Source organism: Bradyrhizobium sp. USDA 10063 (assembly GCF_054063735.1).
This window is the reverse complement of the sequence record NZ_JBSSGP010000002.1, coordinates 8802483-8823296: the sequence shown is the minus strand read 5'-3', so window position 1 is coordinate 8823296 and position 20814 is coordinate 8802483. Positions and strand designations below refer to the sequence as shown.

The window sequence follows — 20814 nt, the reverse complement described above, 5'->3', positions numbered from 1 at the left end:
TTTCATGGCACCGCAGAAGTGCCAGCTTCCGAATAGCCAACCATGAAAACGGATTTAGCCATGTCGATCAGAAGATATTTTTTACTCGGAGCCATCGGACTATTTGCGATCTGCGCAGCCCCTCACCGAACCATGGCCCAGACCGCGAGCAACAATGCGGTCGTGATCGCGACCACACAAGTCCCACGACACTTCAACGGCGCGGTGCAATCCGGCCTCGCCACGGCCATGCCGAGCTCGCAGATCTTCGCAAGCCCCTTGCGTTACGACGACAAGTGGAATCCGCAGCCCTATCTCGCGCAATCCTGGGACGTCGCGCCGGACGGCCTGTCGGTGACGCTGCACCTGGTCAAGAACGCGGTGTTCCATGACGGCCAACCGGTGACGTCGGAGGACGTCGCGTTCTCGATCATGGCGATCAAGGCCAATCACCCGTTCCAGACCATGCTGGCGGCGGTGGAAAAGGTCGACACGCCGGATCCCTCCACGGCGATCATCCGCCTGTCGCATCCCAACCCGTCGCTGCTGCTGGCAATGTCGCCGGCCTTGATGCCGATCCTCCCCAAGCACGTCTATGGTGACGGCCAGGACCTCAAGGCCCACCCCGCCAACCTCAAGCCGATCGGCTCCGGACCGTTCAGGCTGACGGAATACAAGCAGGGCGAGTACTACACGCTGGAGAAATTCGACAAGTTCTTCATGGCAGGGCGGCCCAAGCTCGACAAGATCGTGGTCCGCATCGTCTCCGACCCCAATGCCGCGCTGGTGTCGATGGAACGGGGCGATGCAAACATTCTGCCGTTCGTCGCAGGCGTTCGCGACATCGACCGCCTGCAAAAGGCGCCAAACGTCGTCGTGACCGACAAGGGCTTTGCGGGCGTCGGACCGCTCAACTGGCTGGCTTTCAACACCAAGAAGAAGCCGCTCGATGATGCGCGAGTCCGCCAGGCGATCGCCTATGCCGCAAACCGCGATTTCATCGTCAGCAAGCTGATGAGCGGCAAGGCCGCTCCCGCAACCGGGCCGATCGCACCCGGATCCCCGCTCGAAGAGAAGGCCGTCGAGACCTACAAGGTGGACTATGCCAAAGCCGCCGAGCTGCTCGACGCAGCCGGGCACCCGAAAGGTGCCGATGGTTCGCGCTTCTCACTCACGATCGATTATATTCCGGGAGCAGACGAACAGCAGCGCAATATCGCCGAATATCTTCGTTCACAGTTTAAGCGTATCGGCATCAACCTGGAGGTCAGGGCGGCGCCGGATTTCCCGACCTGGGCCCAGCGTGTATCCAACTATGACTTCGACCTGACGATGGATACCGTATTCAACTGGGGCGACCCCGTGATCGGCGTCAACAGGACCTATCTCAGCTCGAACATCCGCAAGGGCATCATCTGGTCCAACACGCAGCAATACAGCAACCCGAAGATCGACGAATTGCTGCAGGCCGCCGCGGTGGAAACTTCGCCGGAAAAGCGCAAAGCGCTCTACTCGGAATTCCAAAAGATCGTGGTGAAGGACGTACCGATCTACTTCATCAACGCCACGCCCTATTACAACGCCTTCAGCAAGGGCCTGGGCGGCCTGCCGACCTCGATCTGGGGCATGATGTCTCCTTTGGACGAGGTGTTTTGGGAAACGCCGCCCAAAACCTGAAACCTGTGATCCTGAGATCCTTGCGATAAGACCAAGCTGATGGCCTTCGCCACCCATTTCCTTCGGCAGATCGTGAACGCGCTGGCCCTGCTGCTCGCGGTGCTGGTGCTCAACTTCTGCCTGATCCATCTGGCCCCGGGGGATCCGGTGCAGGTCATCGCCGGAGAGATGGGTGGCGCATCGGCCGAAGTCGTGGCCGCACTGCGCGCCAAATACGGGCTCGACCAAAGCCTGCCGGAGCAGCTCGTCACCTATCTGGGCAAGGTGGCGACCGGCGACTTCGGCTACTCCTACTATTTCAACCAGCCGGTGCTGGACCTGATCGGGCAACGACTGTCGGCGACGCTCTATCTCGCGCTCTGCGCGCTGATCCTGGCGGTTCTCATCGGCACCCTGCTCGGCGTGATCAGCGCCCGCCGCCCGAACGGCATCGTCAGCCATGCCGTCACGCTGTTTTCGCTGGCCGGCTATGCCGCGCCGATCTTCTGGACAGGTTTGATGCTGCTGTTGCTGTTCGGATCGGTCTGGCCGGTGCTTCCCGTCGCGGGCATGAGCGACGTCGTGCATCCCCGGCAAGGACTCGCCCACGCCATCGATGTCATGCGCCATTTGGTGTTGCCTTCGCTGACACTGGCGCTGGTGTTCATCGCGCAGTACAGCCGGCTTGCGCGGGTCAACATGATCGACGCTCTGTCCGCGGACTATGTCCGCACCGCGCGCGCCAAGGGCCTCCCCGAATGGATCGTGATCGGCAAGCACGCGTTGCGGAACACGCTCATTCCGATCGTGACCGTCGTCGGACACCAGTTCGGCAATCTATTCGCAGGCGCGGTCCTGGTGGAGACCGTGTTTAGCTGGCCAGGCATGGGGCGACTGGTGTTCGATTCCATCTTGCGGCGCGACTATCCGACCTTGATGGCGGTGCTTTTCTTCTCGGCAGTGATGGTGATGGTCGCCAACATCATCACCGACCTCGTCTACCGCCTCATCGATCCGCGCATTCGAACGGGACAATCATGACGACGCTCGAGACGTCGACGCCTCTCACCGTCGACTCCCCCAGTCCGCCGGCACGACGCGCGGCCTCGCCTGGACGGGTGGCGTTCCGGCAGTTCCTGCGCAGCCCCTCCGGCGTGTGCGGCGCATGCCTGCTGATCCTGATCGTGTTGGGGACGGCGATCGGTCCGACACTCTATCCGGTCGACCCGCTCGATCTGGTCGGCGGCCCCTTCACGGCACCGTCCGCCGACGCCTGGCTCGGTACCGACTATCTCGGCCGCGACGTGCTTGCCGGCTTGATCTACGGAGGGCGTGCGAGCCTTGCTGTCGGCGCGGTGGCCGCGTTGATCACGATTGCAATTGGTTTGACGGTGGGCGCGCTGAGCGGCTTTTTCGGCGGGGCGATCGATGCGGCGCTGGTGAAGATCACCGAGTTCTTCCAGATCCTGCCACCACTCCTGTTTGCGATGGTGCTCGTCACCCTGTTCGGCCAGAAGCTCACGACCATTACGCTCGCCATCGGGGCGGTGAGCTGGACATCGGCAGCTCGCCTGACCCGGGCCGAGTTCATGCGGCTGCGCAATCTGGATTTCGTCAAGGCCTCGCGCGCAGCCGGCGCGGGTGATGCCTACCTGATCTTGCGTGTGCTGCTGCCGAATGCCCTGCCCCCCGTCATCGTTTCGGCGACGCTTGCCATCGGCGTTGCCATCCTGTTCGAGGGCGGCCTGAGCTTCCTGGGCCTCGGCGATCCCAACACCATGAGCTGGGGATTGATGCTCGGCCAGAACCGCAACTATGTGCTCGACGCCTGGTGGGCGGTGATCTTTCCCGGTGCCGCGATTTTTCTTGCGGTGCTGTCGATCAGCCTGGTCGGCGATGGCGTGAACGACGCCATCAATCCACGCCTGCGCCGGAGGATGTGATGGGCGCGCTGCTCAAGATAGAAAATCTCAGCGTCGGCATGCGCGGCAGCAGGGGTGAAACGGTGCCGGTGCTCGAAAACCTGTCGTTCTCGGTCGAGGCCGGGCAGACGATGGCGCTGGTCGGGGAATCGGGCTGTGGCAAGAGCATGACGGCGCTGGCGATCATGCGGCTATTGCCGGAGGATTTCGTCGTCACGGGTGGCCGGATCCTTCTGGAGGGCGAGGACATCCTGTCGGCATCGACCAAGCGGATGCGCAGCCTGCGCGGCAATGGCATTTCGATGATTTTCCAGGAGCCGATGACCGCGCTCAATCCGCTGTTCACGGTCGGCGATCAGATCGGCGAAGTCTTGCGGTGGCACCGCGGCGTTGGCTCGGCCGAAGCGGAGGAGCAGGCGATCGCCTTGCTGCGCGCGGTGCAGATACCCGCTCCCGAACAGCGGGTGAAGGCCTATCCGCATCAGCTCTCGGGCGGCATGCGCCAGCGCGTGATGATCGCGATGGCGCTCGCCGGCCGGCCGAAGCTGCTGATCGCTGATGAGCCCACCACGGCGCTGGACGTTACGGTGCAGGCGCAAATCTTCGATTTGCTGGCCGATCTGCAAGAGGAAACGAAGACAGCGATCGTGCTCATCACCCACGATCTCGGTGCCGTCGCGGAACTCGCCGACAAGGTTTCGGTACTGTATGCGGGGCGCTGCATCGAGTCCGGCGATGCCGATAGCGTGGTGCACCATCCATGCCATCCCTACACGAGGGGTCTATTGGGCTGCGTGCCGCACCTCAAACTGGGACCGCGACCGTCGCAAGCCTGGTCGGATCTTGCCGAGATCGCAGGGATGGTGCCGCCACTGGGTGCGCGCGGACCCGACTGTGCCTTCCTGGCAAGGTGCCGAGAAGCGAGCGAGCTTTGCAGGTCGCGTCTCCAACCCGGACTGGAGCCGATTGCACGCGATCATGCCGTCTCCTGCTGGCGAAAATCGGAGCTGGCCGCATGACCGCGCCGCAAGCCGCCGCACCGGCCACGACATCGGAATTTGTCCTGAACGTGAACGATCTCGTCGTTCATTTCGAGGCCGGCAGGAAGCGGCCCCTGCAAGCCCCCTCGTTCGTGCATGCCGTCGACGGCGTCAGCTTCCGCGTCCGGCGCGGCACCAGCTTCGGCATTGTCGGCGAGAGCGGCTCCGGAAAATCCACGACGGCGCAAGCGATCATGCGGCTCGTTCCCGCAACCTCCGGCCAGATCGTATTCGGTAACCGAAATATCCTGGACTTGACGGGCAAAAGCCTGCGTGAAGTGCGCAAGCACTTGCAGATCGTGTTCCAGGATCCATTCTCCGCGCTCAATCCGAGACGGCGCGCCGGCGACCAAATTCGCGAGCCGCTCGATCTGTTGGGAATCGGCACGCCCGGCGAGCGCGACGACCGGGTGCGCCGGCTGCTCGGCGAGGTCGGGCTTCCGCCGGATGCCGCCAATCTCTTCCCTCACCAGTTCTCCGGCGGCCAGCGCCAACGGCTGTGCATCGCGCGGGCGCTGGCGCCGGAGCCCGACCTGATCGTCTGCGATGAAGCCGTGTCAGCACTCGACGTCGCCATCCAGGCCCAGATCCTCAACCTGCTGAAACGGCTGCAGCGCGAGCGACACCTGACCTATATCTTCATCTCGCACGATCTCGGCGTGATCCAGCAATTCTGCGATGAGATCGCGGTGATGTATCTCGGCAAGATCGTCGAGCAGGCACCGGCTGCGGCCATCTTCGCCGAGCCGCGTCACCCCTACACATGGTCGCTCATTGCGGCCGCGGCTCCGCCCGGCCCGATCCGCGACGCGCTGAAGCAGCGTTATCTCGTGAAAGGCGATCCACCGAGCCCGGTCGACCCGCCGCCGGGCTGCCGATTTGCCCAGCGCTGCCCGTCAGCAATCGAACAATGCCGCAAGAGCCAGCCGCTGCCGGAATCGATCGGAACAAATCACTACGTCGCCTGTCATCGCGCAGCCGAACTCACGCCGCCAAGGTTTGACGACTAGCCTCGCCTTCGCGATGGCTGACGCTCTAAGCCAGCTCGGTCTTGGGCTGCTCCTCCTCCCCATACGCGCGCAGCAGTTCGAGCAGGCGCTTGCGCATGATCATCCCCGGCCGATCCGAGGGCATGTGCATTTCGATCTTCCGGCCCATGTCCACGATGGCGTCGGGATCGGTCGATTCCAGCATATCGCGGTCCTCGGCGATGATCGCGGCGTCCCAGTCGATCAACTCCTGCGTCGAGCAGTCAGCCTCGCTGTCGTTGCGAAAGAGGATTTGAACGACCTGGATCTGTCCGTCGGAGATCGGCGTCGCGCAGTTGAAGATGATATGCCGGATGCCCGACGGATACTCCATGTCGAGCCGTCGGCAGAATGGCATGAACCACTTGTTGCGCTGATGCCGTTTCGTGGTTGGATCGGTTGTACCGCTGATCCGATAGGCATTCGGCGGATTGCGGACGGTGATGATGGTCTCGGCATCGAAGCCGTCGTCGGTTTCGACGATCTCGTATTTCTCCGGCTTCGGCTGATTGATGTCGCCGAAAGTGCCCTTATGCACAAAGGCAAAATGGGCGTTGTCGAAGGAGTTTTCCATCAGCCTGAGCGCGGCCGTGTTCCATTTCTCGTAGAACTGGTGGATGCGGCGATAGCCCGGACGGGTCGCCTCCGGAATTTCGGGAATGTCACGTAAGGGGTCGTCGAGCGCGACCCAGACATAGCCATATCGCGACTGTGCCCGAAATGAGCGGGCTTTGGCATCCGGCACGGGTTGCTCGAACGGGAATTGCGGGATCATCACCAGCTTGCCGTCGCGATCATATTCCCAGCCATGATAGCCGCAGACGATATTGCCATCTTTGCACCAGCCCTTCGACAGTTTTGCCGTGCGGTGACAGCAGCGGTCTTCCAGCGCCGCGGGCTCGCCCTTGGCGTCGAGGAACAGCACGATCGGCTCCCCCAGCAGCGTGAATGGCTTCGGGCCGTCTTTCAGATGTTCGAGCGGCACGGTCGCGTACCAGAAGCGGCGAAGGACCGGTTGTTTGGTGCTGAGCATGATCTTCTCCGCTAGGCAGCCATACGTTCGACTACGCGGATGGCATCGGACCTGAGTCCCGCAATATCGAGACCGGGAATGGCGCCGTCCTCGACCACGATCCGGCCGCCGATCAGGAGGTAGCGCACATGCGCGGTGCCGGCGCAGGTGACCGGCGCGATCAGCGGATCGTGCATCCCGAAATGCCGCGGCTGATTCAGGTCGAAGATGGCGATATCGGCCTGCTGTCCGGGCACGAGCGTGCCGATCTCGGGAAATCCGAGCACGCGCGCACCGCCGGCCGTCGCCCAGTGCACGACGTCTTCGGCTGTCACCGCATGCGCACCTTTCGCCGCGCGATGGGTGTGCCAGCAGCTATGCATCTCGCTGATCATGTCGGCGGCCTCGTTGGACGCTGCGCCGTCGACCCCAAGCGATACTGCGCCACCGAGCCGCGCCATGTGATCGGCCGGTGCAACGCCGGAGCCGAGACGGCAGTTGGACTGCGGACAATGCGCCATGCCAGTGCCGGTGCTCGCGAGCATCTCGACCTCGCCGGCATCGAGATGGACCAGATGCGCAAACCAGATATCGGGCCCGAGCCAGTCATGGTCCGCAAGCCATTCCACCGGGCGCTTGCCGTGGACCGACAGGCAGAAATCGACATAGTCCGATGTCTCGGAGAGATGGCTGTGCAGCCGCAGCTTCATCCGCCGCGCCGCCGCGATCACTTCCTTCAGTTCACCTGGATCCAGCGACCAGGTCGGCGTGGTCGGGGCCAGCGCAACGCGCGTCAGGCCCCGCGGCGACGGGTCGTGGAAGCGCTGAGCGCAGGCTTCGACCGACTTCAGCATGGAATCAAGTGACTCGATCGGCATCGGCGGGAAGTCGTCCGCGTTCATGTGACGGTCCTTGGTGGCGCCGCCGCGGCAGAACACCAGGCGGATGCCGAGACTACGCGCGACCTCGAAGATCACATGCGCGGGATCGAACCTGAACGTGTCGCTGAAGAGATAATGATGGTCGGCGGCCGTCGTCGTTCCTGACAAGAGCAACTCGGAAAGCGCGATCTTTGCTGCGACCGCCAGCGCTTCCTCATCGATCTTCGACCAGAGCTTGTAGGGTGCCGCGCGCAGCCAGCCCGCGAGCGGAAGGTTGATGCCGGCGGTTACGCCCTTCATCACGCTCTGGAACATATGATGGTGGGTGGAGATCAGGCCGGGATAGATGACGCAGCCGCCTGCATCCAGCCTTTGCTCATCCGGCTGTGGCTGCAGCGTGCCGATCTCGGCGATGACGCCGTCGCGGACCCGGATAGCACCGGTCGTGCGCATCGCAGAACCCGGCAGGCCGGTGAAGATCCCGGCGGCATTCTCGATCAGCATCGCGGTCATGTCTCAGTCCTTATTTCGCTTTCATGCCAGTTCGACAATGCGAGCCTGGATAGCACGACCATCGCCGCGAACAGGCAGACTCCCGTCAACGTGATCAGGAACAGCGCCGCAAACATGCGGGGAATGTCCAGCGTGAACCCGGCGTCCAGGATCTCATAGGCGAGCCCCGACGAACGGCCTCCGGTCCCGGCGACGAACTCGGCGACGACAGCGCCGATCAGCGCCAGCCCGCTGGAGATCCGCAGGCCGCCGAAGAAATAGGGCAAGGCGCCGGGGATGCGGAGCTTGATCAGCGTCTTGAGGCGACCCGCGCGATTCATCCGGAAATAGTTTGCAAGGCCGGGATCGACGCTGCGCAATCCCAGCGTGGTGTTGGAGATGATGGGAAACAGCGCGACGAGCGTGGCGCAAATCGTCAGCGAGAGCTGCGTGTTCTTGACGAGAATGATGATGAGCGGCGCAATCGCAACGACCGGCGTCACCTGCAACAGCACCGCATAGGGAAACAGGCTGACCTCGATCGCGCGGCTCTGCACGAACATGAACGCGACCAGCGTCCCGATGATGACGGCCGCCACAAACGCCTGCAGCGTCACCCGCAACGTTACCAACAGTGCGCGAAATAGTGATGGACCATTGTGAATGAAGCTTACGAAGATGTCGCTCGGCTTCGGAAACAGATAGACGGGAACGGATGCGAGCCGGAAGCCAATCTCCCACAGCACGAACAACCCGACCCCGACCGCAAGCGGGGCTGCGATCCGCACGAAGGTTTCCGATTGCAGCAGCGGCTTCACGGGACGCTCCCCGATGCCGAAGGAAGTGATGCTTCCGCGAGCCAGGTCGACAGCTCCCGGCAATAGGCGGCGAATTTCGGGCTATCTCGAAAGCCATCGTCGCGCGGCTGGGGCTCGTCGATGGTCATGGTGCGGAAGATGCGACCGGGATTAGCCGCCATGACGATGATGCGCGTCGACAGGAACACGGTTTCGTAGATCGAGTGGGTCACGAACACCGTGGTCAACTTGCCTTCCCACCGCAGGCGGATCAGATCCGCATCGAGCCTGTTGCGCGTGAACTCATCGAGCGCGCCGAACGGCTCGTCCATCAGCAACAGATTGGGCTTCGTTACCAGCGCGCGGGCAATCGAGACCCGCATCTTCATGCCGCCCGAGAGCTGGCGCGGAAAATGCCTGACAAAGGCGGACAGGCCGACGCGTTCGATCGCCTCGGCCACCAGCGGAGCCGCCTTGGCTTTGGCGACATTGGCGAGTTCGAGCGGAAGCCGCACATTCGCGTCGACCCGCGCCCAAGGCATCAGCGTCGGCTCCTGGAACACGAAAGCGAGCCGCCTCCCCTCCTGCCCGACCTGCGAGAAATCTCCGCGCCACCACAGCAACCGGCCATCGGACGGCTCGATCAGATTGGCGATCAGTTTGAGCAGCGTGCTCTTGCCACAGCCGGATGGGCCGATCAGCGTCAGGAACTCGCCGTCGGCGATCGAAAGATCGATCGGCGCCAGCCCCCCCCGGGCTCCATTCGAGAAGATTTTCTCGGCCGACAGCACCTCCACCGCAGGCGGCCGTTCGCCACCCGCCAGCATTCGCTGCCCACCTCCATCGCGTGGCTCGCCCGGCAAGAGAGCGTTCATCGACTGCCCCTATGGCACTCCGATCTTCAAGTCCTTGACGAAACGGTCGTCGTAAGCCTTGTGCCAATCCACCTTTGGATCCAGCAGGCCGCCTGCGACCAGGAAGTCGTAAATCTGCTTGTAGCGCTCCGACGTAATGATGCCGATGCCGAGCTTGGCGGCGTCACCGCCGTCGATCGCCTTGTTGTCCTTCAGCTTCTCGATCGCGAAGGCGATTTGCCCGTCGGTCATCTTGGGATTGTCGGCCTTGATCAGCGCGTTGGCCGGCTCAGGATTCTTGAGGTAATCGCGCCAACCTTCGAGCGAGGCCTTGACGAAACGCGCCACCACGTCCGGTTTCTCGGCGATCATCTTCTCGGTGGTGACGATCGTCGAACCGTAAGGCGGATAGCCGCCGTCCGCGAGCAGGAAGAATTTCACTTTCTCGTGCTGCTGCTCCGCCTGGTAGGGCTCGGACGATGGATAGGCCTGCTGCGCCATGTTCTTGTCGGCGAAGAAAGGCTGCAGGTTGAATGTATAGGGACGAATCTGGTCGTCGGTGAAACCATATTTGGCCTTGAGCCAGGGCCAGAAGGTGACGCGGGATGAACCTGCGATCAGGATCGGCCTGCCCTTCAGCGCCGCCATATCCGCGACATCGTCATGCGTCATCAGCCCTTGCAGATCGAACTGGAAGGAGGACGCCACCGCGACCAACGGGAGATTCTGCTCCCGCCCCTTGAGCACCTGAATATCGTAGCCCATCAGGAAGTCGGTTTCGCCGGCGAGCAAAAGTTGCGAGCCGTTGACCTGCGGGCCGCCCATCTTGATGGTCACGTCAAGCCCGGCCTTCTCGTACAACCCAGTCGCCTTGGCCTCGTAGAAGCCGCCGTGCTCGGCTTGCGCAAACCAGCTTGTCAGGAACGTTACCTTGTCGGCGGCAAAGGTCGGGGCCATCGAGCCGAACAGCGCGCCGGCGCTCACAAGAGCGATTGCGATCGTTCGCGGCAGAAACTTCGTGGCCATTGCGACTTCCTCGTTACGGCGTTACAGCCGCCGTCATGATCCGGATCGTCATGTCGATGAGACAATCTTGTCCTCGTTGGCAGGATGCACAGCCGGCCTGTCGCCTGAAAGCATTTTTATTCGAGCCATCCGTTGCCTTTGAGGCAACAATGTTTGTGCTGGAATGGATTGGCACCCCGCGGTACGCTTACGGCCTAACCAACCACCGTCAGAGTCACTTTGCGCGCGCTCGCTCCAGCTTCGATCAGGCCGCCCTTTGCGCGCTACAGCCACGGCATCGCGGTCCCGGCCGGGCACCGGCTCGTCGTGACCTCCGGTCAGCTCGGTATCTCATCCGATGAGACGATACCGGCGGAATGCGAGCAGCAGGCCGACCTCTGCTTTGCCAACATCGCAGCCATTCTTGTCGAGGATGGCATGACGCTCGCGAACATCGTTCGGCTCAACGCCTATGTGACGGCGCGCGAGCACATGCAGGGCTATATGCGGTCACGCGACAGGCACTTTCAGGGACTACCGCCGGCTTCGACGCTGGTGATCGTGTCAGGATTCACCCGGCCGGAATTCTTCGTCGAGATCGAGGCCATCGCAGCCGCGCCCGAACGCGCCTAGAATCGCGCCATCTCCCGACGAATCCTGGCGAGGAAGCGTCCGCGCTGCGCGTCGGTTGCGACGTTCATATGATAGAGCGCGTAATAGCGTACCGCGGCCTTCGAGCCGGTGAACCACCGCAGATAGCGCTTGATGATCCGGCGCGGCGGGTCCGCCATCCCGATCGCCTGCCAACGCGGGCGGCCATAGGTCGAAATACCGGTGATCCGCTGGATGTGCACGAGCATCGGCTTGGCGTGGGACGGCTCCGACAAATCCAGCGCAATGCCCGGGCCGAACATCCGGTCGAACCAGCCCTTCAACATCGCCGGCGGTCCGAACGACCAGGTCGGAAACTGCACGACGAGCGCATCCGCCGCCATCAGGCGATCGGCATAGGCCTGGTTGTTGGCCCGGTTGCGTGCGGGGTCGTGATAGTCGCGACGACGCTCCGCCGTCAGCACGGGATCAAAGCCCTCGGCGTAGAGATCAAGCAGGTCCACCGTGTGCCCGGCCTCATCAAGCCCGGCCAGCGCTTCCTTCCGGATCGCAGCGTGAAAGGAATCGCTGAGCGGATGGCAATAGACATACAGCACGCGCATGTCATGGCCTCGCCGGCACGAAGCTGCGCATCTTGCCGGGGTTCAACAAGCCGTACGGATCGACCTCGTGCTTGAAGCCGAGCTGATCGGCGTCCGCCCGCTTGTAACGGCTGCCGTCCTCAACCGTGAAGACATGCGGATTGGCGATATGGACGCCGCGCGATTCATGCAGGCGGATGATCTCGTTCAGCCTGTCGGCACTGGTATAGCGAACGACCGGCAGTCCGCTGCAGGTCACGCGGCCGCCAAAACGGATGAACTCAAGATGCTGCAAGACTTCGTCGGGAAACAGCTCCCGCATCTCGACCACCTTTTCCATCAGCCGGTCGTGCGGATAGAGGCACTGCAGGTAGGTGACCGAGCGATCGGTCTTCAGTACCTGCAAGGTGGTATGATTCCAGGTGTACTCATAGAGCGGGACCTTGCCGGGACTGTCGTCGGTCGGCATCTCCAGCGTGATGGCGCCGCGGCCGCCCAGCAACGACTTGAAACTCTCGAGCGAGGGTTCGGCGATCATCGCGATCAGGATGCTCTTGCCGTCGGGACAGAACGGCTTCAGCGCTCCAAAATAGGAGGGCAGCGGCCAAGTGATCGGCGACAGCAGCTTCTTGACGATGCCATCGGCCAAGGCAGCCTCGTAGCCAAAGGCCGCGGCGTCTGCGAAGTCGTCGAACACGACGACGACATCGATCCACGGCCAGACCGGCGCCAGCGGCATTTCGAGCTCGGTGATGATGCCGGTCGTGCCATAGGCGCGGTTGATCTTCTGCGCCGCGTCGCCGCGCAACTCGATCACGCGCGGCTCCTCTTCGACCGTGACCACGCGCGCGGCGAGGATATTGCCGGGCTCACGCAGGCCGCCATAGTTGACCGAACCGATGCCACCCGATCCGCCCGCCACGAAGCCACCGATCGTCGCCGTCCGCTTGGTGGACGGATGCATGCGCAGCTCCCAGCCCTGAGGCTGGAGTGCTGCGTCGATGGTATTCAGCTTTTCGCCAACGCCGACGCGCATCACGCCCGGCTTTGTCCATCGAATGCCGTCAAGCGCCATGACGTCGAGCAGCACGCCGCCGCGCAGCGGCACGGCCTGGCCATAATTGCCGGTACCACCGGCGCGCACCGTGATCGGCACGCGATGGCGCGCACAGGCAGCGGCGACGCGGATGACGTCGGCTTCGTCCCGCGGCGAAACGACCAGATCCGCCGACTTGCCGTTCAGTTGCTCGTTCAACACCGGGCTGTACCAGAAAAAATCGCGCGAACGCCGGCGCACGATCCTGGGATCTGTCACCACCGGAACGTCACCGAGATCGTCGACGAGCCGCACCAGATTGCTGGACAAGAAATCGCTCATGGCATGGCCATCATTGGCTCTCGCTTGCCATCGGCCAGCTCGGCGACGATCGTCTGCGAGCTGAGGACGAAGCCAAAGCACTGGCGGACATTGTAGAGCGTTGCCGCCAGGCAATAGTCCGGCGACGTCGTCGCGGCGCAGTCTTCCAGCAGCAGACAATCGTAGCCGCGGAAATTGGCCTCTTGCAGCGTGCACAAGACGCACTGGTCGATATTGACGCCAGCGAATATCAGCGTGGTGACGCCGAGATTGCGCAGGATGCTATCCAGCTCCGTGTCCTGGAAGCCCGACATCCGGTATTTCGCGACCTTGACGTCGGATGGATCGATCGTGAGTTCGTCGACGATCGCGGACGACCAACTGCCGCGCTCGAGCACCCTTGCGCCCGAACCCGGCAGGGCGTCGCCGAGACCCACGCCGTTGCCGCTGGGGTTATAGACGTGCAACAGCGCCGGGCTGAGATTGAGCCTGTCGGGCCGGTTGCCCCAATTGACCCAGATCACCGGCACATCCTGGTTTCGCAGCAACGGAAGCAGCCGGCGCAGCGGCGCGATCGGCCTGCGCGCCGGCGAGATATCCACGCCGATATGCGCGAGCCAGCCCTTCGGATGGCAGAAGTCATTTTGCATGTCGACCACGACCATCGCCGTGCGCGCGAGATCGATGGTGATCAGCTTGCCGTCGGTCTGCAAGGTGATCGGCCTTGGCGGAACCGGCTCACGCACCAAGTCGGCACGGCTTTCAGAAACCCGCCAGCGATTGCGCGCGCTCGACCCCAATGGCCGCAGCGCGTCGTCTTCGCCGGCTTGGCGTGGCGCCGGGCTCATCGGCTATATCCCTGCAAGATGCGGATATCGTCGGCATCGAGCTCGACGCACTCGCCGCCGCGGATCAATTCGGCAAAGCCTTCGTTCGGCGTCATCACGGTGAGCGTGTAGAGCTTGCCGGCACCGGTGTTCTCGATCACATGTTCGGAGCCTGGATGCAGCAGCAGCGAGTCGCCCTTCCTGATCGGCAATGTCTTGCCGTCGCAGCGCGCAACGCCCTCCCCGTGCAGCACGTGGAAGAATTCATGGGCACGGCTATGCTCGTTCGGCGGCGTGGCGCCGCCGACCTTGAATATCTCGATGACGAAGATGTTGTCGATCCGGTCGGTCTCCTGATCGAACAGCATCACGAAGTAGTTGGTGTCCTTCGGCGAGATCCGAAATGCTTTCACCCGCGCAAGGTCCGCAATGCTGAATGCCATGTACAAGCTCCTTTAGCCGGACCGCGACCTGTCGAACGCGGTGTGGGCCGCAATGCGCGATAGTGGATAACGGTTGATCTCCTCGATCAATTTGACCAGTCGCGCCGCCGAGCGCTCGACGGCTAGCTGGCCAAGCTCGGCGGTGGCCTTGGCGGCGTCACCGCAAGCGCCCTTGGGATGCAAGTCCTGCGCCTGCCAGCCGAACCTGGCGCCACCTTCCGGGCTCAGCATCTCCGACTCCTGTTCGATCTCGACCGAGAGCGCGACGAAGTTTTCGGCATGATGCATGTCGATGAGCTCGGGATGCAGATGCAGCATCACGCTGGTCTCGCTCTGGCCGCCATGAATGCCATGCCGATTTTCCTCGGGCGGGAACAGAGCGTCCATGTCGATCAACCGCGGCCACATCACGTTGACGGCAAACATGCCGAGTTTGACGCGCAGATCCCGGCAGACGATGTCCAGAAGCTGCGGCTGGCCACCATGCGAGTTCAGGAACAGAATCTTGCGAACGCCGACGCGATGAACGCATTCGCCGAGCTCGTACCAGAGGCGTCCGAGCGTTTCGTGCGACAAGGTCAGCGTGCCGGGAAACGCCAGATGCTCGTCGGACTTGCCGACCGGCATCATCGGCAAAACCAGCGCCATCAAGTCGGGCGGCATCAGCTCGACAGCCCGCGCCACGATGCCCGCATTGATGGCAGCATCGACCCTGACAGGCAGATGCGGCCCATGCTGCTCGACGGCGCCCACGGGCAGGATCGCGACCACCCTCTCTGCGTCGAGCTCGGCGAAATCCTTCGTGCTCAGATCCCACCACCAATGCGACTTCAGCGCCATTCTTCATTCAGCTCCAACGGCTAGCTGCGCCGGGAGGTCTGCAAAAGAGTCCGGCGCGGATTGCCTGCTATTCGGGCTTGCGATTGTGCACGCGCCGCCATCACTTGAAAGCGCTTTAATTCGGCAAGTCCGTTGCCTTTTGGGCAACGGAGGTCTTCTCCTTCGAAGGCAAGACGGAGTGGAACGGTGATGCTTCATGGCCGACTGTTGAACTACGTCGACGAGGTTGCGCGGACGGGCTCGATCCGCAAGGCCGCCAACCATCTGAACGTCGCCGCTTCCGCGATCAGTCGCCAGATCCTGGCGCTGGAAACTCAATTGGGAACGCCAATTTTTCAACGACTCCCCAAGAAGCTGGTGCTGACCGCTGCAGGAGAAGTCTTGATCGGCCACGTCAGGCAGACCCTGAAGGAACTGACGCGCGCACAAACGAAGATCGAGGAACTCAAGGGGCTGCGCCGCGGCGAGATCACCATGGCGATGATGAGCGGCCTTGCTTCGAACCTGGTCCCGGGAACGGTAAAGGCGTTCCGGGTCGCCAATCCCAGGGTCAAGCTCAATCTGACGTTGTTCAACACAGGGGAGGAGATTCAGTTCGCTGTCGCCAACGGTGAAGCCGATCTCGGCATCGGGTTTGACTTTACCAAGGACGGCAATCTGAAAGTCCTGGCGCGCGCCGGCGCCAAGCTTGGCGCCGTCATGGCGCCGGACCATCCGCTTGCCAAGCGAACCGGTATCCGACTCAGTGACTGCATCGACTATCCGCTTGTCGTTGCCGACGACACGAGTGCCATCAGGCCTTACTTGAACACTGCGTTCACGCGCGTCTCACTCGATCTGCAGCCGATCATCGAGACCAATGCTATCGAGATCATGAGGCACTCCGCGATCGTCGACAACGGGATCACCTTCCTGACCCCTTTTGATATCGAGTTCGAACGGCGCGCGGGACGTCTTGTCTACGTACCGGTCCGCGAACTGTCACATGAATCCCAGACCTTGATGCTGATCGGTCACGAACGAGGCACCAGCGCAATCGCAAGTGTGCTGGCGGAAATGCTCAAGACGATGGTGCGCGAAGCGAGTGGATAGAGCCCCGATTTCGCGGGCCTCGGTCGCGACCAAGATCGCTGGGCAACGAGCTCGCGTCCGCAAGTCCTACGCAACCCGCGATGCGCACAGAACTTCAAGCCTTCTAGTCCCGCGCTACAAGATCCAACATGCCGCGAAGATCCTGTGCAGCGACCGACACCGCCTATCCATGTGCCGACCACTTCAAAGTTCGGATTGAAGCGACGAGGTCCGCCTGTCGAACGCCCGCGGCATGATGAGGGCATCGACGGAAGATTCCGGCTATCGGGCCAACAGCGAGCAAAGCCCGGTTTACCTCAACAGTCGACATGATGAGCTTGCGTCCAGGAGAAGGCGAATTCCAAGGAACAATCTGATACTGACCGGACAACCAGACGAACCGTCACAAATCAGAATTGAGGATTTGCGAGAAAGGGACTGATCGATCTCGCGCACGGTCCTGCTCTCCCCTTGGATCCGTGGTAGAGGCCGTCGCCGAACTTCGAACTGGAAATGACGGCAATGCAATACGATCCGGACGCAGGCGCGATGGCTGCGGCAGACAAACTCGCGCCAAGAGCGGATTCCGGTGCTGCCGAGCACCTTCAGCGGGTCGGTCGGCGGTGGGCCTTGATGCCGATCGCAGTGGCGTCCGGTTTTGCGGGCCTCGGTTATGAGGTCGTGTGGACGCGGCAACTCAGCCTCGCACTCGGGACCGAGATGATGGCGGTGCTGGGCGCGATTGCCGGATTTTTCTGCGGACTGGCGCTCGGTGCCGTTGCCCTCGATGGCCTGATCCGGCGGGCACGGTCGCCGCACATCGTATACGCGGCGCTCGAGGCGGTGATCGGACTGTGGGGTCTTGCCAACGTCTGGCTCCTGCCGCTCGCGGGCCGGGCTTTGCCACCCATGCTTGGCACCGAGCCCGGGCCGGCCCTGCTATGGGCGGCCAGCTTTGCGCTGCCGACGCTTGTCCTGCTTCCCGCAACCGCGGCGATGGGCGGAACCCTGACCGCGCTCGAACGGATGGTCAGGGAAGCCCGCGGCAATGTTCGCGTCAGTGCAGGCGTCTATGGTGCGAATACGGCCGGCGCGGTGGCAGGCACCTTGGCTTCGACATTCGCCTTGGAGAAGGTCGTCGACTGCAGGCCGTGTAGGTACGACCCGCCAAAGGGTGCGGATCACTCATCCCTTCCATCCGCTGTGCGGTCGCATGTTCGATCTGATCTGCCGGCGGCGACATTGGGGCGAAGACCGGGTGATCTATGAAGGGCAGAATGGACGACTTTGCACGATTGCGAGCGCCTGGACCGACATCGATCCCGGGGATGAGTTTCGGCTGATTGCCGCGGGTCGAGCAGCCTTTAGGACCGTTGATCTGCTGGCCCTGTGTGATGCGCTGGATCGGCTCGCCGAGGGATTGAGGTCCGACGATGCGTAAAGAGAATTACGCCGCGTGTGTAAAGGGATTGACGCCGCTCCACAGCCGCCAAACGACGGATTTTTACCAGACTATCGGCCAAATATCGGAATGTGGTGCTGACTTGGGGCTTGATCATCAAGATATAGAGGCGTATTTATATTTACGACGATTCGAGGCCACGCATGAGGAAGGCCAAAAGACAGGATCCGAAGAGCGCGGCGCTGGCGCAGGACGGCGTCCTCAATCCCGACCCCGAAGCTGTCCGCGACATGCTGTTCGTCGGCAATCCATTCTTCGATGCCAAGGACTTGGTCCAAGTCCGTTACGAGATGGTGCGGCGGCATCAAGTCGACGGCGTTGCCATCAGCGAAGCCGCCGCGACGTTCGGCGTCACCCGCCCAACCTTCTACAAGGCCCAGAGTGCGCTGCAGAGCGCAGGAGTCGCCGGCTTGCTGCCGAACCGGCGAGGCCCCAAGAGTGGCTACAAGATCTCCGCCGAGGTCATTGCGTTCGTAGCCGATCTCAAGGCCGCAAGCCCCGAGCTGACGACATCGCAATGTCTCGATGCGATCGAGACACGCTTTGGCGTCAAGGTGCACCGGCGCAGCCTGGAGCGGGCGCTGGCGCGCAAAAAAAAACGACTCACTTCAACCTGATCGTTCCGCCGGCAGACGCCACGGACCGTTACGAGGAGCTACGCGCCGCGGTATTGCGAGGCGAGCTCACTGCCTGCTTTGGCCTCGGCATTCTTCGCCGCCAAGGGCTCGCTGCATGGATCAGAGCGCTCGGGCAGCGCCGTCACGCCGAGATGGCGTGCTGCGATCATCCGACCACGCCAGCGATCACGGTCGATCCATTGCCTGCAGCGGGCGACCTCACGCGACTCATCGCCGGCATCATTATCGCCATCGCAATGGAGCCTGCCCATGGCTGACCTCAAAGTCACTGCCGAGCATCTCAAGCGCGCCGCCTACCTCTATGTCCGCCAATCGACCCTCCGCCAAGTCGCCGAGCACGGCGAGAGCACGCAGCGCCAATATGCGTTGCGCGCTCGGGCAATCGCCGTGGGCTGGCCGATTGAACGCATCCACGTCATCGATTGCGATCTCGGCAAATCAGGATCAAGTACGACAGCACGCGAGGGCTTCCAGCAACTCGTGAGCGAGGTGGCGCTGGGCAAGGCCGGCATTGTTATGGGTCTGGAGGTCTCGCGGCTTGCACGCAACTCGGCTGACTGGCACCGCCTCATCGAGTTGTGCGCGTTGACGATGACGCTGATTCTCGACGAGGACGGAATCTACGATCCAGCCAACTTCAATGATCGCCTCCTGCTCGGCCTTAAGGGCACGATGAGCGAAGCCGAGCTGCATATCCTCAAAGCACGCATGCGCGGTGGCCAACTCAACAAGGCGCGACGTGGCGAGCTCGAGATGTGCCCTCCAGTCGGCTTGGTCTACCGGAATGATCGGACCCTCGGCCTCGATCCTGACGCCCAAGTGCAGAATGCCATCCGTCTCGTGTTCGACACCTTCGAGCGGACCGAAAGCGCCATGCAGACCGTCCGCTTCTTCCGAGAGCAAGGTCTGTTGTTCCCACGTCGATTGCGCGCAGGTCCAAACAAGGGAGACCTCCTGTGGGCGCCGCCGAATCATGCGCGCATCCTGCAGGTGCTCCACAATCCACGCTACGCCGGCGCCTTCGTCTATGGTCGCACGCGCACACGGCACAGGCCCGACGGCGGCAGCAGTGTCGTCAGGGTTGCCCGGGCGGACTGGCAGTTCGTCATGCCGGGCATGTACCAAGGCTACATCGACTGGGAACGGTTCGAAGCCAATCAGCGGCGGCTCGCCGACAATGCTCGCGCCTTCGGCGGCGAACGGCGGTCGGGGCCGGCACGCGAAGGACCGGCGTTGCTGCAAGGTCGCGTGGTCTGTGGCCTCTGTGGCGAACGCATGGGTGTGCGCTACAGCCAAGAGCACAGCCGCACAGTACCGACCTATGTCTGTCAAGCTAATGCGGTGCGGCGCGCGGGATGGACATGCCAAACGGTTCCCGGGAAGCTCGTCGATGCCGCGATCGCCGCCCTGATGATCGAGCTGATGACACCGATGAGCCTGGCGGTCACTTTGGAGATTCAGCGCGAGCTCGAGGCGCGCGCCGCGGAGACTGACGCAGCGCGTCGCCAGCATGTCGAGCGGATGCGCTATGAAGGCGAGCTCGCGCGGCGGCGCTACATGAAGGTCGATCCCGACAACCGCCTCGTCGCCGATGCACTCGAAGCGGAATGGAACGAGAAGCTGCGCATTCATGCCGATGCGGCGGAAGACTACGAGCGCCGTTGCAAACAGCAGGCCGCAGCACTGAGCGCCGAGACCCGACGGCGCATTCTCGATCTTGCCGAGCAACTGCCCCGAATCTGGCACGACCCGCGTGTCGACGTCCGCGAGCGCAAGCGCATTGCGCGTCTACTCATCGACGACGTAACCCTGATCAAAGCGGAGAAGATCACCGTTCACGTGCGCCTGTCGGGCGGCGCCACGCGCTCCTTGGTGCTCGAACGGCCGTTGCCTATCGCACAGATCCGCAAGTTCAAACCTGAGCTCGTCGCCGAGGTCGATCGTCTCCTCGACCATCACTGCGATCGTGAGATCGCTGAGATTCTCAATCAGAACGGACGGCGCACATGGGAGGCAAAGCCGTTCAATCTCAAGAAAGTCGCCTGGATTCGTTGCGCCTACAAGCTCTCGAGCCGTCATGATCGACTGCGCCGGCGCGGCATGCTCACGACGCGCGAGGTGGCCGCGAAGTTCGGTGTCTCAAAGACAGCTGTGCGCGAATGGGGCAATCAGGGGCTCATCAAAAAATGCTATACGGACAGCCTGAACCGCGGACTGTGGGAGATCCCGCCGGGCAAAATCATCATCAAGGGCCATGGCGGCCCTCGCGGTTGCCCAGCACAACTCATCTCGATCACCGCGCCATCACAGGAATGAG

The 20814-nt window shown here is 62.5% G+C and carries 21 protein-coding genes and 1 pseudogene; 11 read left to right on the top strand and 11 right to left on the bottom strand.

Annotation, left to right across the window (positions count from 1 at the left end; translation table 11 throughout):
- The first annotated feature begins 60 nt into the window (after positions 1-60).
- The 5 genes from ACVJGD_RS43160 to ACVJGD_RS43140 are packed head-to-tail and all read left to right on the top strand — an operon-like array spanning position 61 to position 5607.
- Positions 61-1656: an ABC transporter substrate-binding protein gene (locus ACVJGD_RS43160; protein ID WP_456639769.1), complete on the top strand. Its 1596-nt coding sequence runs from the start codon at positions 61-63 to the stop codon at positions 1654-1656.
- 39 nt (positions 1657-1695) lie between these two features.
- Positions 1696-2676, top strand: a complete 981-nt coding sequence (locus ACVJGD_RS43155) for an ABC transporter permease (protein WP_456639768.1) — start codon at positions 1696-1698, stop codon at positions 2674-2676.
- Entirely contained in the window at positions 2673-3578 is a 906-nt protein-coding gene (locus tag ACVJGD_RS43150) for an ABC transporter permease (RefSeq protein WP_456639767.1), read from the top strand. Before ACVJGD_RS43155 ends, ACVJGD_RS43150 begins: the two co-directional genes overlap by 4 nt.
- Complete coding sequence (locus ACVJGD_RS43145) at positions 3578-4576, top strand: ABC transporter ATP-binding protein (RefSeq protein ID WP_456639766.1); 999 nt, start codon at positions 3578-3580, stop codon at positions 4574-4576. Before ACVJGD_RS43150 ends, ACVJGD_RS43145 begins: the two co-directional genes overlap by 1 nt.
- The gene (locus ACVJGD_RS43140) at positions 4573-5607 is read left to right on the top strand and encodes an ABC transporter ATP-binding protein (RefSeq protein ID WP_456639765.1); all 1035 of its coding nucleotides are present in this window, start codon (positions 4573-4575) and stop codon (positions 5605-5607) included. Before ACVJGD_RS43145 ends, ACVJGD_RS43140 begins: the two co-directional genes overlap by 4 nt.
- 25 nt (positions 5608-5632) lie before the next feature.
- Here the strand turns inward: ACVJGD_RS43140 and ACVJGD_RS43135 are convergent, their stop codons facing one another.
- The 5 genes from ACVJGD_RS43135 to ACVJGD_RS43115 are packed head-to-tail and all read right to left on the bottom strand — an operon-like array spanning position 5633 to position 10687.
- Entirely contained in the window at positions 5633-6658 is a 1026-nt protein-coding gene (locus tag ACVJGD_RS43135; RefSeq protein ID WP_456639764.1) for an aromatic ring-hydroxylating dioxygenase subunit alpha, read from the bottom strand.
- An 11-nt stretch (positions 6659-6669) separates the two neighbouring features.
- Positions 6670-8031 carry an amidohydrolase family protein gene (locus ACVJGD_RS43130; protein WP_456639763.1) on the bottom strand — a complete coding sequence of 454 codons (1362 nt, stop codon included), beginning with the start codon at positions 8029-8031 and terminating at the stop codon, positions 6670-6672.
- Positions 8028-8828 carry an ABC transporter permease gene (locus tag ACVJGD_RS43125; RefSeq protein WP_456639762.1) on the bottom strand — a complete coding sequence of 267 codons (801 nt, stop codon included), beginning with the start codon at positions 8826-8828 and terminating at the stop codon, positions 8028-8030. The genes ACVJGD_RS43130 and ACVJGD_RS43125 overlap by 4 nt, the downstream gene beginning before the upstream one ends.
- Positions 8825-9682, bottom strand: coding sequence for an ABC transporter ATP-binding protein (locus tag ACVJGD_RS43120; RefSeq protein WP_456639761.1), 858 nt, complete (start codon positions 9680-9682; stop codon positions 8825-8827). The genes ACVJGD_RS43125 and ACVJGD_RS43120 overlap by 4 nt, the downstream gene beginning before the upstream one ends.
- A 9-nt stretch (positions 9683-9691) precedes the next feature.
- Positions 9692-10687, bottom strand: coding sequence for an ABC transporter substrate-binding protein (locus ACVJGD_RS43115; RefSeq protein ID WP_456639760.1), 996 nt, complete (start codon positions 10685-10687; stop codon positions 9692-9694).
- 219 nt (positions 10688-10906) lie between these two features.
- On the opposite strand from ACVJGD_RS43115, the gene ACVJGD_RS43110 reads away from it, so the two are divergent.
- The gene (locus ACVJGD_RS43110) at positions 10907-11299 is read left to right on the top strand and encodes a RidA family protein (RefSeq protein ID WP_456639759.1); all 393 of its coding nucleotides are present in this window, start codon (positions 10907-10909) and stop codon (positions 11297-11299) included.
- Here the strand turns inward: ACVJGD_RS43110 and ACVJGD_RS43105 are convergent.
- From ACVJGD_RS43105 to ACVJGD_RS43085, 5 genes are read right to left on the bottom strand one after another with little or no spacing between them, the layout of a single operon-like run.
- The gene (locus ACVJGD_RS43105) at positions 11296-11880 is read right to left on the bottom strand and encodes an NAD(P)H-dependent oxidoreductase (protein ID WP_456639758.1); all 585 of its coding nucleotides are present in this window, start codon (positions 11878-11880) and stop codon (positions 11296-11298) included. The genes ACVJGD_RS43110 and ACVJGD_RS43105 overlap by 4 nt on opposite strands.
- A gap of 1 nt (position 11881) precedes the next feature.
- The gene (locus tag ACVJGD_RS43100; protein WP_456639757.1) at positions 11882-13237 is read right to left on the bottom strand and encodes an FAD-binding oxidoreductase; all 1356 of its coding nucleotides are present in this window, start codon (positions 13235-13237) and stop codon (positions 11882-11884) included.
- The gene (locus tag ACVJGD_RS43095; protein WP_456639756.1) at positions 13234-14064 is read right to left on the bottom strand and encodes a cysteine hydrolase family protein; all 831 of its coding nucleotides are present in this window, start codon (positions 14062-14064) and stop codon (positions 13234-13236) included. The genes ACVJGD_RS43100 and ACVJGD_RS43095 overlap by 4 nt, the downstream gene beginning before the upstream one ends.
- A complete protein-coding gene (locus ACVJGD_RS43090; protein ID WP_456639755.1) occupies positions 14061-14486 on the bottom strand; it encodes a cupin domain-containing protein in 426 nt (141 codons plus the stop codon). The genes ACVJGD_RS43095 and ACVJGD_RS43090 overlap by 4 nt, the downstream gene beginning before the upstream one ends.
- A 12-nt stretch (positions 14487-14498) precedes the next feature.
- A complete protein-coding gene (locus ACVJGD_RS43085) occupies positions 14499-15326 on the bottom strand; it encodes a creatininase family protein (protein ID WP_456639754.1) in 828 nt (275 codons plus the stop codon).
- A gap of 189 nt (positions 15327-15515) precedes the next feature.
- Here ACVJGD_RS43085 and ACVJGD_RS43080 point away from each other — a divergent pair, with 189 nt between their 5' ends.
- The 4 genes and pseudogenes from ACVJGD_RS43080 (at position 15516) to ACVJGD_RS43065 (ending at position 18476) form a co-directional block, all read left to right on the top strand.
- Positions 15516-16418 carry a LysR family transcriptional regulator gene (locus ACVJGD_RS43080; RefSeq protein WP_456640569.1) on the top strand — a complete coding sequence of 301 codons (903 nt, stop codon included), beginning with the start codon at positions 15516-15518 and terminating at the stop codon, positions 16416-16418.
- A gap of 612 nt (positions 16419-17030) precedes the next feature.
- Positions 17031-17525: pseudogene (locus ACVJGD_RS43075) on the top strand (spermidine synthase); the annotation flags it as partial.
- Positions 17446-17838 carry a DUF5372 family protein gene (locus ACVJGD_RS43070; RefSeq protein ID WP_456639753.1) on the top strand — a complete coding sequence of 131 codons (393 nt, stop codon included), beginning with the start codon at positions 17446-17448 and terminating at the stop codon, positions 17836-17838. The pseudogene ACVJGD_RS43075 and the gene ACVJGD_RS43070, both read left to right, overlap by 80 nt.
- A 164-nt stretch (positions 17839-18002) precedes the next feature.
- Positions 18003-18476, top strand: coding sequence for a helix-turn-helix domain-containing protein (locus ACVJGD_RS43065; protein WP_456639231.1), 474 nt, complete (start codon positions 18003-18005; stop codon positions 18474-18476).
- Between the two features lie 38 nt (positions 18477-18514).
- Here ACVJGD_RS43065 and ACVJGD_RS43060 read toward each other — a convergent pair whose 3' ends face one another.
- Positions 18515-18748 carry a hypothetical protein gene (locus ACVJGD_RS43060; RefSeq protein ID WP_456639232.1) on the bottom strand — a complete coding sequence of 78 codons (234 nt, stop codon included), beginning with the start codon at positions 18746-18748 and terminating at the stop codon, positions 18515-18517.
- Between ACVJGD_RS43060 and ACVJGD_RS43055 the strand changes: the two genes are divergently transcribed.
- Positions 18747-20813: a recombinase family protein gene (locus tag ACVJGD_RS43055; protein WP_456639233.1), complete on the top strand. Its 2067-nt coding sequence runs from the start codon at positions 18747-18749 to the stop codon at positions 20811-20813. The genes ACVJGD_RS43060 and ACVJGD_RS43055 overlap by 2 nt on opposite strands.
- Position 20814: the final 1 nt, after the last annotated feature.